Here is a 15,849-nt window from a genome sequence, read left to right on the forward strand (position 1 = left end):
AAGGCTGCCGGGCCGACGCGGGCTCGCTTCAGAATGTCGGCGGCGTGCAGGCCGAGATCACTTCGCACGGCTTGCCGCCGACGCAGCGGAAGCGATGCGGCCGGCGGCTCTCGAAATAATAGGCATCGCCCGGATTGAGGATGCGGCGCTCGTCCTCGACTGTCACTTCGAGCTTGCCCGAAATCACGATGCCGCCTTCCTCACCGTCATGGACGAGGTGGACGCGCCCGGTGTCACTGCCGGGCTCGTAACGCTCCTTCAGGATCTGGAGGCTGCGGCCGAACAGATTGTCGCCGACTTGCTGATAGGAGATCGGCTTCTTGCCGACCTCGGTGAGTTCCTCGGCGCGGTAGAAGATCTTGCGCCGGCTCTCTGGCTCCAGCGCGAAGAACTCGGCGAGCCCCATCGGGATGCCGTCGAGGATGCGCTTGAGCGCGCCGACCGACGGGTTCATCTGGTTGGATTCGATCAGCGAGATCGTCGAATTGGTGACGCCGGCTCGTTTTGCCAGCTCACGCTGCGACAGCTTGTGGCGCGCCCGGATGAATCGCAGCCGTCCACCGATGTCGACGCTCATGCCTTGGTCCTGTGTTGCAGGTGTTGCGGATCGCGCAAATATGGACCGGCAGCCCCAGTGAAATCAATGGCTTGCAGCTGATCAGAAAAGGACTTGTTGCGCTTTATCAGCCGTGGCTCTGCTAACAGGTCAGCAAAGGAGCGCGGCCGTGACCCTTCATCAGATTCCGAACACTATCAAGACCGACTCGTTCTGGATGCCGTTCACGGCCAACCGGCAGTTCAAGAAGGCGCCGCGCCTGTTCTCCTCGGCCGAGGGGATGCACTACACCACTGTCGACGGCCGCAAGGTGATCGACGGCTCCGCGGGCCTGTGGTGCGTCAATGCCGGTCACGGCCGCAAGCAGATTGCTGCTGCGGTCGAGCGCCAGCTCATGACGCTGGACTTCGCACCGTCGTTCCAGATGGGCCATCCGCTGGCGTTCGACTTCGCCGAGCGGCTCGCCGAGATCGCGCCGAAGGGCCTCGATCGCGTCTTCTTCACCAATTCCGGCTCCGAGTCGGTCGATACCGCGCTGAAGATCGCTCTCGCCTATCACCGCGCCAACGGCCAGGCCAGCCGCACCCGCCTGATCGGCCGCGAGCGCGGCTATCACGGCGTCGGCTTCGGCGGCACCTCGGTCGGCGGCATGGTCGCCAATCGCCGCGCCTTCGCGACCCTGCTCCCGGGCGTCGACCACATCCGCCACACCCACGATCTCACCCGCAACGCCTTCGCCAAGGACCAGCCTGAGCACGGCGCCGAACTCGCCGACGATCTCGAGCGTCTAGTCGGCCTGCACGGTGCCGAGACCATCGCCGCCGTCATCGTCGAGCCGGTGCCGGGCTCGACCGCGGTGCTGCCGCCGCCGAAGGGCTATCTCCAGCGCCTGCGCCAGATCTGCGACAAGCACGGCATCCTCCTGATCTTCGACGAGGTCATCACCGGCTTCGGCCGCCTCGGCACGCCGTTCGCCGCCAACTTCTTCGGCGTCACGCCGGACCTGATGACGACGGCCAAGGGTATCACCAACGGCACCATTCCCTGCGGCGCGGTGTTTGCGAGCCGCAAGGTGCATGACGGCCTGATGGTCGGCCCCGAGAACCAGATGGAGCTGTTCCACGGCTACACCTATTCGGCGCATCCGACCGCCTGCGCCGCCGGCATCGCGACGCTCGACATCTACAAGGATGAAGGCCTGCTCACGCGCGGTGCGTCGATCGCCGAATACTGGCGCGATGCGCTGCATTCGCTGAAGGGCCTGCCGAACGTCGTCGACATCCGCAATTGCGGCCTGATGGGTGCGGTAGAGCTGGCGCCGCGCGACGGTGCCGTCGGCGCTCGCGGCTACGACGTCATGGTCGATTGCTTCAACACGGGCCTCTACCTGCGCATGAGCGGCGACAGCTTCGCGATGTCGCCTCCGCTCATCGTCGAGAAGAGCCACATCGATCAGATGGTCTCGATCCTCGGCGACGCCATCAAGAAGGTGGCCTGATAATTGCTCCCGCGGTTCACGGAGTTTCTTCTTGCAGCGGCGCGCGTGATGCCGCGGGAGTTTGACGAAGCGTGAAAGTCTTGATCCTCGGCAGCGGTGTCATCGGTGTCACCTCTGCCTACTACCTCGCGCGTGCCGGCCATGAGGTGACGGTCATCGACCGCCAGCCCGAGCCGGCGCTGGAAACCTCGTTTGCCAACGCCGGCGAAGTGTCGCCGGGCTATTCCTCGCCCTGGGCCGGTCCCGGCGTGCCGGTGAAGGCGATCAAATGGCTGTTGATGAAGCATGGGCCGCTGGTGATCCGGCCGAAGCTGGATCCGGTGATGTGGGTCTGGCTACTCAAGATGCTGCGCAACTGCACCAGCGCGCGCTACGCGGTCAATAAGAGCCGAATGATCCCGATCGCGGAATACAGCCGCGATTCCTTGCGCGATCTGCGCCGCGACATCGGCATTCAATATGACGAGCGCTCGAAAGGAACGCTCCAGCTGTTCCGCTACCAGGCGCAGCTCGACGGTACGGCCGAGGACATCGCTGTGCTCAAGCAGTACGGCGTTCCCTTTGAGGTGCTGAGCCGCGAGGGCTGCATCGCGGTCGAGCCGGCGCTCGGCGGCGTGAAGGAGAAGTTCGTCGGCGGGCTTCGCCTGCCGCAGGATGAAACCGGCGACTGCCACATGTTCACGCAGGCGCTGGCCAAGCATGCCCGGGCGCTCGGCGTGCGCTTCATGTTCAACACAGGCATCGATCGCATCGTCACCGACGGCGCGCGTGTCAGCGGCGTTGTGACCAGTGCCGGCCTGTTACAGGCAGACGCTTACGTCCTTGCGCTCGGAAGCTGGTCGTCACGGCTCGTCGCGCCGCTCGGCATCTCGCTGCCGGTCTATCCGGTGAAGGGCTATTCGATCACGGTGCCGATCAAGGACGCCTCCGGCGCGCCGGAATCGACCGTGATGGACGAGAGCTACAAGGTCGCGATCACCCGCCTCGGCAACCGTATCCGCGTCGGCGGCACCGCCGAAATCTCCGGCTATTCCAGCAAGCTGTACGACGCCCGCCGCGCCACGCTCGATCACTCGCTGACCGACCTGTTCCCGCGCGGCGGCGATCTCGCCAAGGCGACGTTCTGGAGCGGCCTGCGTCCGATGACGCCGGACGGCCCACCCGTGATCGGCCCGACGCCATACGCCAATCTCCACCTCAACACCGGCCATGGCACGCTCGGCTGGACCATGTCCTGCGGTTCGGGGCGCGTGCTCGCGGACATGCTGTCGGGCAAGAAGCCGGACATCGACGTGAGCGCGCTGGTGGTGGACCGGTACAAACATCGGTTCGGGTAAGACTCTATCGGCCCGTCATTGCGAGCGCAGCGAAGCAATCCAGTATCCGTCCGCGGAAACAGTCTGGATTGCTTCGTCGCAAGGGCTCCTCGCAATGACGCGGTGGAGGCGTTGCGCCTCATGGTTCGCGCCTCAGGATGACGGCGCTGGCATTGTTTCCGTCGCGAAGAGGGCTACCCCGCCCCCGTCACGCAATTCACCCACAGCACCACCGCCTTGGCATCCTGCGCCGGATTGGAAAACCGGTGCGGCCGCCGGCTCGCAAACCTAAAACTGTCACCCGTCTTCAGCGACCACGTTTCGCTGTCCACCGTCAGCATCATCTCGCCTTGGAGCACGAGGCCGGCCTCCTCGCCGTCATGGGTGTAGAGTTCATCGCCGGTGGAGCCGCCGGCCTCCAGATGCACCAGGAACAGATTGAGCTTGTTGTCGGCGCTCGCCGGGCTCAGCAATTGCTTTGAGACGCCGGTGCGCCAGAGCTTCAGCTCGGGGCGCTCAAGCCCACGGGTCACGACCTGGTCGGATCCGCCGTCAGCGCTCGGGCTCGCGCCGAACAGCGCGGCGATGCCGACGCCGAACACGTCGGCTAGCGTCGCCAGCACACGCAGCGAGGGTGATGACAGGCCGCGCTCGATCTGGCTGAGGAACCCGATCGACAGAGAGGTGCGCGCCGCGACCGTTTCCAGCGAGAATTGCCTGACGCGCCGGAGATCCCTGATGCGGCGGCCGACCGCGACGTCCATCGCGGGCTCTGCGGGTTTGGTGACAGCCTTGGTCCTGGCTTTGGCCTTCAGCTTCTTCGCCGGCCTCGCGGCCGGTTTGCGCATTCTTTTGCCACCGCTCACGTCAGATCGCTTCCTTCATGTGCATGAAAACCGCTTGCGCGATCCGCGAAAGTGTGACCAAATTTTCATATTGGTGAAAATAGGCCGAAACGGTCTGGCCCGCAACGTCTGATCCCATGACACGCGCCAGCGCCGCCATCGGCCAGACCCAAAGGGGGATGCGATGAAGCGTTTTGGTCTGGCCGCGATCGCGGCATTCGCAATTGCAGCCGTGGTGCCGGCTTCGGCGCAACAGGTGCTGAAAGTCGGCTCGACACCGACAGGCATTCCCTTCACCTTCCTCGACACCAAGACCAACACCATCCAGGGCATCATGGTCGATCTCGTCACCGAGATCGGCGAGGACGCCGGCTTCAACGTGCAGATCGAGCCGATGCAATTCTCGGCGCTGATCCCGTCGCTGACCTCGAGCAAGATCGACATCATCGCCGCCGCGATGTTCATCACGCCGCCGCGGAAGGAAGTGGTCGACTTCTCCGACCCGATCTACACTTACGGCGAAGGCCTCGTCGTGCCGAAGAGCGACACCAAGGCCTATACCACGCAGGACGACCTGAAGGGCGAGACGGTCGGTGCCCAGGTCGGCACCGCCTTCGTCGATGCGCTGAAGAAGTCCGGCCTGTTCGCCGAGGTCAAGGCCTACGACACCATCCCCGACATCTTGCGCGACGTGAACACCGGCCGCCTCAAGGCCGGCTACGCCGACTATCCGATCCTCGCCTACAATCTGAAGCAGGGCGGCTTCCCCGAGGTGCGCCTCGTCGACGGCTACAAGCCCGTCACCGTCGGCTCGGTCGGCATCGGCGTGCGCAAGGGCGAGACCGCGCTGCTCGGTAAGATCAACGCCTCGCTGGCGAAGCTCAAGGCCAATGGCACCATCGCCAAGATCCTCGATAAATGGGGCCTGAAGGCACAAGGCTGATCATTAGAGGAGGCTGATCAATGAAGGCTGCCCGATGAAAGGCTTCTGGCGCGACGCCGTCGAGTTCTTCCCGATCCTGTTGAACGGCGTCGCGCTGACGATCATCGTCACGGTCGGCTCGCTGCTGCTCTCGACGGTGCTCGGCCTCGTCTGGGCGATGATGCGGGTCTCCGGCATCAAGGTGCTGTCGATGCTCAGCGCCAGCCTGATCAACGTGATTCGGGGCATCCCGATCATCGTGCTGTTGTTCTATCTCTATTTCGTGATGCCCGATCTCGGCGTCACGCTGTCGGCGTTGCAGGCCGCGATCCTCGGGCTCGGCATCGCCTATTCGGCCTATCAGGCGGAAAATTTCCGCGCCGGCATCGAGGCGATCGACAAGGGCCAGATCGAAGCGGCGCAGACGATCGGCATGGGCTGGTGGCTCACCATGCGCCGCGTGGTGCTGCCGCAGGCCGTCCGCATCGTGCTGCCTCCTTACGGCAACGTCATGATCATGATGCTGAAGGATTCGTCGCAGGCCTCCACCATCACGGTCGCCGAGCTTGCCCTGCAGGGCAAGCTGATCGCGTCCTCGACCTTCAAGAACACCAGCGTGTTTACCCTTGTTGCGCTGATGTACCTCACCATGAGCATTCCCTTGATCCTGCTCGTTCGTCATTTCGAGAAGCCGGCTGGCAAGCGATGATCGAGCTGAACGACGTCCACAAGAGCTTTGGCAAGGTCGAGGTGCTCAAGGGCATCAATGCGTCGGTGCAAAAGGGCGAAGTGGTTTGCATCATCGGCCCCTCCGGCTCCGGCAAGTCCACCATCCTGCGCTGCATCAACGGGCTGGAGAGCTACGACCGCGGCGAGATCAGCGTCGAAGGTCTGAAGGTCGATCGCGATGCACCGTCGATCGTGGCGATCCGCACCCAGGTCTCGATGGTGTTCCAGCGCTTCAACCTGTTTCCGCATCGTACGGCGCTGGAGAACGTGGTCGAGGGACCGCTCTATGTGAAGAAGGAGCCGCGTGCGCAGGCGCTGGAGCGCGGCCGCGCGCTGCTCGCCCAGGTCGGGCTCGCCGAGAAAGCCGACGCGCATCCGCCGCAACTCTCGGGCGGCCAGCAGCAGCGCGTTGCTATCGCGCGTGCGCTTGCGATGCAGCCCAAGGCCATCCTGTTCGACGAGCCGACCTCGGCGCTCGATCCCGAGCTCGTCGGCGACGTCCTCGGCGTGATGCGCAAGCTCGCCGACGACGGCATGACCATGGTCGTCGTCACCCACGAGATGGGCTTTGCCCGCGATGTCGCCGATCGCGTGCTGTTCATCGACGGCGGCGTCATTGTCGAGCAGGGGCCGGCCAAGGCGCTGCTCAATCAACCCCAGCATCCGCGCACGCAGGATTTTCTGCGCCGCGTGTTGCATCCGCTCTGATCGGTCTTCGCCATGACCACACGCCTGCCTCTGCCTCCCTCGCTCTACGCCGACACCGCCGTCGCGCCGATCGCCACGCCGCCGCTCGACGTCGACAAGACTGTCTCCGTCGCGATCGTCGGCGGCGGCTACACCGGCCTGTCCACGGCGTTGTACCTGGCGGAGCAGGGCGTCGAGGCGCTGGTGCTGGAGGCGCAGGAGCCCGGCTGGGGCGCGTCCGGCAACAATGGCGGCCACACCAATCCCGGACTGAAGCACGATCCCGATCAGATCGAGGCCGATTTCGGCGCAGATCTCGGCCGCCGCATGATCGACTTCTCCTACGGCACCACCAACTTCACCCACGACCTGATCCGCCGCTACCAGATTCCCTGCGAGGCGCGGCAGAACGGCACGCTGCGCGCGGCCTACAACGAGGCCAGCGCCGCCGCGATCGAAAACACCGCGCAGCAATGCATCCACCGCGGCATGCCGGTGTCATTCTTAAATCGCGAGCAGTTGCGCGAGATGACCGGCACCGACCGCTATATCGGTGCCATGCTGGACACGCGTGGTGGCGATCTGCATCCCCTCAGCTACGCCCGTGGCCTCGCGCGCGCCGCGATCTCCGCCGGCGCGAAGGTGCATGAAGAAACGCCAGCGCTGTCACTCCGCCGCGAGGGCACGCGCTGGCGCATCGAGACGCCGCGCGCGATCGTGCATGCCGAAAAAGTCCTGCTCGCCACCAATGGCTTCACCGACGACCTGTGGCCGGCACTTCGCCGCACCATCGTGCCGGTGTTTTCCTCGATCGCCGCCACCGCGCCGCTCTCGGACGCGGTTGCGCGCGCGATCATGCCGACGCGTCCCGTGCTCTACGAGAGCGGCCACATCACGGTCTATTACCGCATCGATCAGCACAACCGCCTGTTGATGGGCGGCCGCGGCCCGATGCGCTGGATCAAGTCGCCGAACGACGTCGCCTACCTCATGCGTTACGCCGAGCGGCTATGGCCGCAGCTCAAGGGCGTCGCCTGGACGCATGGCTGGAACAGCCGGCTCGCGATCACCGTGGATCATTATCCGCATGTGCATGAGCCCGCGGAGAACATCCTGATCTCGCTGGGCTGCAACGGCCGCGGCGTTGCGCTATCCACCGCGATGGGGGCGCAGCTGGCGCGCCGGCTGATCGGCGGGCCGAAGGTGGAAATCGACATGCCGATCACGGGCATCAAGCCGATGCCGATGCACGCGTTCTGGCCGATCGGGGTGACAACGGCGGTGATCGCAGGGCGGGTGAGAGATCGGTTAGGGATATAGAAAAGGCGCTGCCGAGGCAGCGCCTTGCTCGATCCGATGTTCAGCAGCGGCCCTGTTTCCACAGGCCGGGCGGGCAGCCCATGCCGCGCCAGCCGACCTTGCGCCCGTGGTACCATCCCGGCGGCGTGCCATGGTAATGATAGCCCATCGCGTGGCCACGACCGTAGCCGTGCCCATGTCCATGCCCACCCTTGGCCAGTGCAGGGCTGGCAAATGTGAGGCCGGCCGCAACGATCAGCGACGCGGCGAGCGCAAGTTTCTTCATCATGTCCTCCACTGGGGCGAGCGCATTTGTCCGTTCACTGAACGAACGGCGGGTAGGTAAGTTCCCTGCGAATGTGGAGGAGTCATGACGCTCGAGGAAATTCGGCAATGGCGCGACAACTCAACGAGCGCTGGCACAAGCTCGCATCGATCCGTGCGCTCAGCCTTCCTCCACCGCTTCCGCCCACGGTTGGAAAATCTCGACCGCGCCCGAATTGGTGTCGCCCTCGCGCATCACCACGCTCGGGCAAGCAAACTTCATCGGCAGTGCCTGCACCTGCGTCTCCTCATAGTCGAACCGCGCCGCCAGCGTCTTGCGCGCCTCCGCCGGCAGGCGGGCATCGCCGATCACGACCGCGCCTTCGCTGGCGTCGATGCGCGGCTGGTGGATGGCGGCATCGAGGTCCATGCAGAAATCCATCGCAAAGGACACGAGCTGCGTCACCGCCGGCAGGATACGGCGGCCGCCGGAGGCGCCGACCGCGAGGCGCTTGCCGTCCTTCGTCTCGGCGATGACGGGCGTGTAGTTGGTCAGACAGCGCTTGCCGGAGGCGAGCGAGTTGGTGGTGCCAGGCGTCGGATCGAACCACATGATGCCGTTGTTCATGGGGATGCCACTGTGCGGCGTCACATATTTCGAGCCGAAGGTGGAGAGCAGCGTCTGCGTCACCGCGGCCATGTTGCCGTGCCGGTCGACCACGGAGAAATGCGTGGTGCAGGCCGGCGCGAGATATTCCGCCCCGAGCGAGCGCTTGCCGTCGGCATCGCCCATGTCGCCCAGCCGCTGGCGGTAGGCCGATTGCAAAGCGAGCGCGTATTCAGCGTAGGCGGCCGCATCCGGCGCGGTGCCCGGCTTCAGGTTCTGCTGCAACAGGCGTAGCGCATGCGCTATCGTGGGCCCGGCCGTGAGCTCCGGCGTCGCAAACACCTTGCCGCCGCGATAGGGGATCGCGAGCGGCTCGCGCAGGTGGCTACGGAACGCGGCGAGATCCTCCACCGACAGCGAACCGCCATCGGCCTTGATGTCGGAAGCGATGCTCTTGGCGAGATCGCCCTCATAGAAATCGCGCGGGCCGGCCGCGGCGAGATGGGCCAGCGTCGCCTTCAGCTTGTCCTGAGGCAGCCGCGTCTCGGCCTTGATGCCCCAGGGCGCATTCGGCGGCAGACCGTCCTTCAGGAATATCTCCGCGCTGGCGGGATAGCGCCTGAGGTCGGCGGCGGTGCTTGCGATCATCAACGTCGTCCACCAGTCGACCAGCAGGCCTTCGCCCGCGATCGTCGCGGCGGGCGCGACCAGATCTTTCCAAGGCATCCTGGCGTGGCGGCGATGCGCTTCCTCCATGCCGGCGACGACGCCGGGCACCGCGATCGAGCCGGGCCCGTGAATGTTGCGATCGTCCTTCACCCGCGGCCAGGGGAACAGGTCGGAGGCCGCGCCTTCGCCCGTGATCGGATAATCGGTTACGCGCAGGCTCTGCGGCGCGCACATGCCGTAGTCGATCACCTCGTAGCGATTGTCCTTGGCGCGGTAGAGCACCATCGCGCCGCCACCGCCCATGCCGCTCATCCAGGGCTCCAGCACGTTCAGCGCAAACGTCGTTGCGACAATCGCGTCGACGCAGTCGCCGCCCGCCGCCAGCACTTCTGCGCCGACCTCGGCGGCCCGGCGCGATTGCGCGGCGACGATGCCGCCCTTGGTTCTAACTGCGGGTTTGCGGATCTGTTGGGCGCGGCTGAACTGGTGAGGCATGTTGTGGTCTTGATGTTTGTCGTGGCTTTGCTGCGTTGACGTCGAGGCTCCGCAATTGGCGAAGCCCGCAGACAATGGCACATTGCCGCCAACGAGAACATCGAAACGGAGGCGCGACATGGCTGGTGTGAAACAGGCGCGGGATGGCGCGGTCGGGATACTGGCTCGTCGTGCCGGGGCTAGTCCCGGGCATCCACGTCTTCCGCGGGTGCTCCAAGAACGTCATGGCCGGGACAAGCCCGGCCATGACGACGCAGATCAATGGGAAAGCGACGAGCCGGAGCGCTCAGAGTGGGCGGGTCAGCCGGCTGGCCTGATACTTGGCGCGCCATTTCGGGCCGGGCCCGCGCATGTAGTGAAGCTGGGGCGGTAAGGATCGCCTGCGACCCTCATCAAGGTCTGCCATTTGGTGGCGACGAAGCTCAGGGGGTGGCGGAGCAGGGTCAAGGGAGCGAGCAGCATGGCATCACCTCAATGCGGCTTGCCGAGCATGGCCGTGAAGGGGAGATCGAAAATCTCCTCGCCATCGTCGTCGCTGACATGGATCACCCAGTCGCGCCAATCCTCGTTGCTCGGCGTCAGGATCATCGACCGCATGATCTGGGCGGCGCGGTCGCGGGCCTCGGTGAGATTGGAGACGGCGGCGCCGTAGCGATCGATCAGTGTGCCCTCGGTATTGGAGCAGTGAAAATAGACCTGGACCATATACGCCTCCTGTAGGGAGCGATTGGGATGGCAAACTGATACCACCCGAGGCATTCGCGAAACATTCGGGTCGAACCCGGTAAGGGAATTTACGGAGATTGGTCGCCTCCGAGGTCGTTACAGGTTTAATCACAGGCGGGTGATGATCAGCTGGACCGCGCTTCGGCGGCATGGAACAACCTCCGACGAAAGTCGGGGGAGGGCGGCAGTGAAACATCTCACAATCTGCAAGGAAGGCCGGAGCCTGCCCGCGTGGGCAGTCGCCTTCGCCGCGCTCCTGCTCGGTCTTGCCCCCGGGGCATCATCCGAGCTCGTCAGGCGAGGCGGCTATGCGATCGGCACGGACGTCTGCGGCAGCGGCGATCTCGCTTTTCCCAGAATCCAGATCGACATGAAGGCAGGCTTTTGCGCCGGCCTCGTCGCCAGCGAGGACGACCGCCTGAAATTCCCGCGCGCGATCATCCAGGTGCCGGGCCGCGACCTGTTCGTGGTGGCCGACATGGGCGGCTGGGGCCATGCCGACGGACGGCTGCTGCTGCTCGATCCGCATGCGCCCCCAGGCCAACGGTTGAAGGAATTGCTGACCGGGGTCGAGTATCCGTTCGGCCTGGTGATCGGCCCCGACAGGAAGCTCTATGCCTCGACCGCAGAGACGATCTTCCGGTTCGATCCGCTTGCGGACAATCCGCGCGGCACGGTCGAGACCATCATCCGTCGCATGCCCGGCCGGCGGATCAGTCTGCCCGACGGCACGAGGCTCGACGAAAGCGCGCATCCGCTCAAGCAGTTCGTCTTTGACAGGAACGGGCGGCTGTTCGTCAATATCGGCTCGCACAGCGACGACTGCATCACGCCGGCACCGATCACGAAGCCTTGCGCGGCCGCCGAGGGCGCGTCGGCGATGGCATCGATCTGGCTGTACACGCCGCCTGCGGGTGGCGTCTTCCCGGCGCTGAAGCCGAACGATCCCGATCCGCCGCACACCGTCTATGCGCGGGGCTTGCGCAACTCGATGGCGCTGGCGCTGCATCCGAACTTTCCCGATACCGGCTACGCCTTCCTGCAAGGCGAGAACGGCCGCGACCTGCCAGACATCCTCAAGCCCAACGAGGAGATCAACGCGATCGAGCAGGGCAGGCACTATGGCTGGCCCTATTGTTACGATGCGTCGACGCCGAGCCCGGAATTCAGGGGCGTGCTGCAGTCCGGGATTTATAAATCGCTCTGCACCGCCAACGCGCTCTACAAGCCGCCGCTCTCGCTGATGCCGCCGCACGGTGCGCCGCTCGCGATGCTCTATTATCATTATCACGGCACAAAATTCCCGGAGCTGGAGGGTAAGCTGCTGGTCGGTCTGCACGGCTATCGCCCGACCGGCAGCCGCGTCCTCATCTATGACGTCGACGACCACGGCTTCCCCAAGCCTGTCCCGGCGCCGGTGCACTATCACGTCAGCTGCGCCGCAGACCCGACCCGCAGCTTCCTGACCGATGCCGGCGAAGTCGCCGCCGCGCCGTTCGAGGAGCTGATTTCAGGCTGGCACCGCGTCAACGGCGCGCGGCCGCAAGGCGCCCCGGTCGGCATGACGGTGGCGGAAGACGGCGCGATCTGGCTGGTCGAGGACAAGAACAAGACCGTGATCCGCATCGATCGCGCCACGGGCGACGCGCCGGCGCCGCTACCCTGCGACATGCGCAGCCAGGCGATGATCGACCAGCTCGCGGCGTTCGTGGTGAGAGACGCACAGAACAGCGTCCGGCTGACGACGCTGCGCAAGGGCCTCGTCGAGAAGCATTGCGTCGGCTGCCACTCGGATTTCGGCCTGAAGCCGGGGCAATCGGATGCGGACAAGGACGGAGCCGTGCTCCGCTTCATGCTGTCGCAGGACGGCTGGATCTATCCGGGCGATCCCGACGCCGGCAAGCTGCGCACGCGACTGCGCGGCCTCGGTGCGGAGAAGCTGATGCCCCCGGGCGGTGAGGGCCTGCCGAAGAGCGAGCCGGGTTACAGGCGGCTGCTCGACACTGCGGACCTGCTCGTTGCGAAAATGGTTCCGGGCACGCGGATGCGGATCAAGCCCGGCCCGCCGCAGCGCAAGTTCTTTGGCAAGACCAACAAGGAATGCGGCGAAATACCGGCCGCCAAGGTCGTGGTCGTGACACAAAGGAGCGCTGTAGACAAACCCGGCTTCAGCCGCTTCTTCCGGCCGGCCGATCCCTATCTGAACGGCGAGTGCTCCGACGACGATGGCTATTACATCCGGCAGGAATTTCTGGTGCCTGTGCAGTAGCATTTTGCTCGTCGCGACGCTGCCGGCCGCTGCCGAGACCAAGCTGTTTGAAAGCGTGCAGGTGACGCCCACGGGCGAATACACCTTCGGCATCGAAGGGCCTGCCGCCGACCTCGACGGCAATCTCTTCGTGGTCAATCTCGGCAAGCAAGGCACCATCGGCAGGCTGCCAGCCGGCGGGGCGGCGTCGGAGCCGTTCACGATGCTGCCCGAAGGCAGCGTCGGCAATGCCATCCGTTTCGATCGGAACGGCACCATGTTCATTGCCGACTACAAGAAGCACAACGTCTTCACGATTCCGAAGGGAGCGACAGAGCCGTCCCTCTGGTTTCACTCCGACGAGATGAACCAGCCCAACGACATCACGATCGCCCGCGACGGAACGATCTATGCGAGCGACCCGAACTGGAAGGGCCGCGAGGGGCACATCTGGCGCATCGCGAAGGCAGCGGTCGGATCGGTGCAGGGCCAGGTCATGGCGGCGCCGCGCGCGATGGGCACTACCAACGGCATCGATCTCAGTCCTGACGGCAAGACGCTCTATGTCGGCGAATCCAGCAGCGGCCAGATCTGGTCCTATGGCATCCGGGGCAACGACCTCGTCGACGCAAAGCTCGTCAAGTCGTTCCAGCCCGACACCATCGACGGCCTGCGCACCGATGTCACCGGTCGGCTGTATGTGGCGCGCATTCTCAAGGGCACGATCGCGTTGATGAAGCCCAACGGCGCGGTCGAGCGCGAGATCGCGCTGAGGGCCAAGGAGCCGACCAACCTCGCTTTCGGCGGCGGCGACGGTAAGACCGTCTTCGTCACGCAGCGCCAGGGCGGCTTCATTGAGGCCTTCCGGACCGATCAGCAGGGCCGCGAGCACTGTCTTCAGCGCGGGCGCTGCTGAGCATCACGGGCGATCTGCCTTCAGCGCAGGGCAGCGCGACAAGGGCGGCATTCTTCTTGCTTGCATCTGGCCGCCGCGGAGATCAAGACTCTGCGGCACATTGAAGAGCATGCGACCCACGGAGTGTGTGAGTGAAAGCCGTCCATACCGAACTGCATCGCAGCCATGATCCGCAATTCTTCCTGGTCCGCGGTGTCGTCAAGCGGACCACCGAACAGCCCGAGCGCGCCGATCGCCTGCTCAAGGGATTGAAGGACGGCAAGCATCAACTGGTCGAGCCGACGAAATTCGGGCAGGGCCCGCGCGCGCGCATCCATAGTCCGGAATATCTGTCGTTCCTGAACGAAGCCTGGGATGCCTGGACTGCGCTCGGCGATTCCGGCCCGGAGATGATCGGCAACATCCATCCGGTGCGCCACGCCGCGACTTATCCCACCCACATCGTCGGCAAGCTCGGCTGGCACACCGCCGACACCGCCGCGCCGATCGGGCCGGGCACCTGGGCGGCCGCCTGTGCCGCGACCGACGTTGCAGTCACGGCGGCGCAGATGGTGATGGACGGCGAGGATGCGACCTATGCGCTCTGCCGTCCGCCGGGCCATCATGCCTATCGCGATATGGCGGGCGGCTTCTGCTTCCTCAACAACAGCGCGATCGCAGCGGCGCATCTGCGGCAGAAGCACGAGCGTGTCGTGATCCTCGACGTCGACGTCCATCACGGCAACGGCACGCAGGGCATCTTCTACGCGCGACCGGACGTCTACACGATCTCGATCCATGCCGATCCGATTGCGTATTATCCGTTCGTGTGGGGCTATGCCCATGAGCGGGGCGAGGGCCCCGGCCTCGGCACCAATCTCAACATTCCCTTGGCCATCGGCACCGGCGATGACGGCTACATCCAGGCGCTGGACGTCGCGCGCAAGGCGATCGAGTCCTTTGCGCCTGGCGCCCTCGTCATCGCGCTCGGTCTCGATGCCTCCGAGCACGACCCGCTGAAGGGACTGGCCGTCACCACGCCGGGCTTCCGCCGCATCGGCCGGGCCATCGCGAAGATGGGCCTGCCGACCGTGTTCGTGCAGGAGGGCGGCTATCTCTCGGATATTTTGGGCGCGAACCTGACCTCGGTGCTGGCAGGATTCGAAGAGGCGCGGTGATCTCTGCCTTTTACCGCCCTTGCCCGCCGAAGCCTTGGCGAAGGCGGATGCGGGCAGAGGCCGGAAAACGCGTCATTGCATCGACAGACGCGCAGCCACGACGTCGTCATTCAGCCGCTTCCTGGAGCGGCCAGGCATTGCGGCTGATGGGAAGGCCGCCGTGCGCACGGGAGCCGTCGGCGATCGCGAGGCGATGTGATGGCGATGGCGAGCACAGCGAGAAGCGCCAGCCATGCGGATCGTCGGCGATATCGGGCTTGAAGCTGATCTCGATGCCCTCGCGCGATACCTGCATCGCAAAGGCGTCCAGCGGCAAGTTGAGCCCAAAGCCTCTGGCTTTCAGGTAGGCCTCCTTGAGCGTCCAATAGTCGAAGAAGCGGTCGATCGCGGCGGGCTCCGGCAATCCGCGCAAGGTTTCGACTTCCTCCGGGGCAAAGAAGCGAAGCGCGGTGGATAACGGCGCGACGCGCCGGGACACGGTTTCGACGTCGACGCCGACGGCCTCATGCCGCGACACGACGCAGGCGACGCAGCCGTCAGCATGCGACAGGCTGAAATGCAGCGCGGTCGAGGTCTTGGGCGCTGCGACAAACGGCCGCCCATAGCGGCCGGCCGCAAAGGACCAGTCGGAGGGCGCAACGTTGGAGGCGACCTGCGACAGCGCCATGCGCAGCATGGCGTGCGCGAAAATATACTGCCGTCGATGCCGCTCGAACATGAAACGGTCGGCGCGGATCTGTTCGTCGACCGAGAGCAGGCGTCGGCACGCATCGACCGCCCCCGGCGTGTCGATGGTCTCGATCAGTCCGACAAACAGTTCAATTCCGTCGTCTGCCATCAATGAGGCCTTTGGCGTCAGGCGGGAGGGGATCCCCCGGCGCGGGACGCAAGAATCAATTGAGCAGACCGCTTCTA

General features: G+C 65.1%; 16 protein-coding genes. 9 read left to right on the forward strand and 7 right to left on the reverse strand.

The features are described 5' to 3' along the window. Positions 1-28: 28 nt before the first annotated feature. The gene (locus tag ACSKB8_RS41390; RefSeq protein WP_038972074.1) at positions 29-577 is read right to left on the reverse strand and encodes a cupin domain-containing protein; all 549 of its coding nucleotides are present in this window, start codon (positions 575-577) and stop codon (positions 29-31) included. A gap of 148 nt (positions 578-725) precedes the next feature. Here ACSKB8_RS41390 and ACSKB8_RS41395 point away from each other — a divergent pair, with 148 nt between their 5' ends. Continuing rightward, positions 726-2,054: an aspartate aminotransferase family protein gene (locus ACSKB8_RS41395; RefSeq protein ID WP_165405722.1), complete on the forward strand. Its 1,329-nt coding sequence runs from the start codon at positions 726-728 to the stop codon at positions 2,052-2,054. Positions 2,055-2,125: 71 nt separating this feature from the next. After that, positions 2,126-3,391, forward strand: a complete 1,266-nt coding sequence (locus ACSKB8_RS41400) for a D-amino acid dehydrogenase (RefSeq protein ID WP_438111052.1) — start codon at positions 2,126-2,128, stop codon at positions 3,389-3,391. Positions 3,392-3,564: 173 nt separating this feature from the next. On the opposite strand, the gene ACSKB8_RS41405 is transcribed toward ACSKB8_RS41400, so the two are convergent. Together ACSKB8_RS41405 and ACSKB8_RS41410 are read right to left on the reverse strand one after the other, a co-directional pair. Beyond that, the gene (locus ACSKB8_RS41405) at positions 3,565-4,218 is read right to left on the reverse strand and encodes a helix-turn-helix domain-containing protein (RefSeq protein ID WP_438111053.1); all 654 of its coding nucleotides are present in this window, start codon (positions 4,216-4,218) and stop codon (positions 3,565-3,567) included. Positions 4,219-4,237: 19 nt separating this feature from the next. Continuing rightward, complete coding sequence (locus ACSKB8_RS41410) at positions 4,238-4,375, reverse strand: hypothetical protein (RefSeq protein WP_164934416.1); 138 nt, start codon at positions 4,373-4,375, stop codon at positions 4,238-4,240. 24 nt (positions 4,376-4,399) lie between these two features. Between ACSKB8_RS41410 and ACSKB8_RS41415 the strand changes: the two genes are divergently transcribed. From ACSKB8_RS41415 to ACSKB8_RS41430, 4 genes are read left to right on the forward strand one after another with little or no spacing between them, the layout of a single operon-like run. Continuing rightward, positions 4,400-5,158, forward strand: coding sequence for an ABC transporter substrate-binding protein (locus ACSKB8_RS41415; RefSeq protein WP_438111055.1), 759 nt, complete (start codon positions 4,400-4,402; stop codon positions 5,156-5,158). Positions 5,159-5,192: 34 nt separating this feature from the next. Next, on the forward strand, positions 5,193-5,846 hold the full coding sequence (locus ACSKB8_RS41420) for an amino acid ABC transporter permease (RefSeq protein WP_438111057.1): 654 nt from the start codon (positions 5,193-5,195) through the stop codon (positions 5,844-5,846). Beyond that, positions 5,843-6,574, forward strand: coding sequence for an amino acid ABC transporter ATP-binding protein (locus ACSKB8_RS41425; RefSeq protein WP_128935873.1), 732 nt, complete (start codon positions 5,843-5,845; stop codon positions 6,572-6,574). Before ACSKB8_RS41420 ends, ACSKB8_RS41425 begins: the two co-directional genes overlap by 4 nt. A 12-nt stretch (positions 6,575-6,586) precedes the next feature. Then, positions 6,587-7,873, forward strand: a complete 1,287-nt coding sequence (locus ACSKB8_RS41430; RefSeq protein ID WP_438111059.1) for an NAD(P)/FAD-dependent oxidoreductase — start codon at positions 6,587-6,589, stop codon at positions 7,871-7,873. Positions 7,874-7,913: 40 nt separating this feature from the next. On the opposite strand, the gene ACSKB8_RS41435 is transcribed toward ACSKB8_RS41430, so the two are convergent. From ACSKB8_RS41435 to ACSKB8_RS41445, 3 genes are all read right to left on the reverse strand, one after another. Next, positions 7,914-8,141: a hypothetical protein gene (locus tag ACSKB8_RS41435; protein ID WP_370988046.1), complete on the reverse strand. Its 228-nt coding sequence runs from the start codon at positions 8,139-8,141 to the stop codon at positions 7,914-7,916. 156 nt (positions 8,142-8,297) lie between these two features. Further along, a complete protein-coding gene (locus tag ACSKB8_RS41440) occupies positions 8,298-9,887 on the reverse strand; it encodes a gamma-glutamyltransferase (protein ID WP_438111778.1) in 1,590 nt (529 codons plus the stop codon). A 471-nt stretch (positions 9,888-10,358) separates the two neighbouring features. Next, entirely contained in the window at positions 10,359-10,592 is a 234-nt protein-coding gene (locus ACSKB8_RS41445; RefSeq protein ID WP_091884042.1) for a DUF6894 family protein, read from the reverse strand. 208 nt (positions 10,593-10,800) lie between these two features. On the opposite strand from ACSKB8_RS41445, the gene ACSKB8_RS41450 reads away from it, so the two are divergent. The 3 genes from ACSKB8_RS41450 (at position 10,801) to ACSKB8_RS41460 (ending at position 14,934) form a co-directional block, all read left to right on the forward strand. Then, positions 10,801-12,882, forward strand: coding sequence for a PQQ-dependent sugar dehydrogenase (locus ACSKB8_RS41450; RefSeq protein ID WP_438111061.1), 2,082 nt, complete (start codon positions 10,801-10,803; stop codon positions 12,880-12,882). Further along, positions 12,839-13,777, forward strand: coding sequence for an SMP-30/gluconolactonase/LRE family protein (locus ACSKB8_RS41455; RefSeq protein ID WP_438111063.1), 939 nt, complete (start codon positions 12,839-12,841; stop codon positions 13,775-13,777). The genes ACSKB8_RS41450 and ACSKB8_RS41455 overlap by 44 nt, the downstream gene beginning before the upstream one ends. A gap of 131 nt (positions 13,778-13,908) precedes the next feature. Then, a complete protein-coding gene (locus tag ACSKB8_RS41460) occupies positions 13,909-14,934 on the forward strand; it encodes a histone deacetylase family protein (RefSeq protein WP_438111065.1) in 1,026 nt (341 codons plus the stop codon). Positions 14,935-15,040: 106 nt separating this feature from the next. Here ACSKB8_RS41460 and ACSKB8_RS41465 read toward each other — a convergent pair whose 3' ends face one another. After that, a complete protein-coding gene (locus tag ACSKB8_RS41465; RefSeq protein WP_438111067.1) occupies positions 15,041-15,772 on the reverse strand; it encodes a 4'-phosphopantetheinyl transferase family protein in 732 nt (243 codons plus the stop codon). Positions 15,773-15,849 lie beyond the last annotated feature (77 nt).

Origin of the sequence: Bradyrhizobium sp. BR 1432 (assembly GCF_051547705.1) — a bacterium.
GTDB lineage: Bacteria > Pseudomonadota > Alphaproteobacteria > Rhizobiales > Xanthobacteraceae > Bradyrhizobium > Bradyrhizobium zhanjiangense.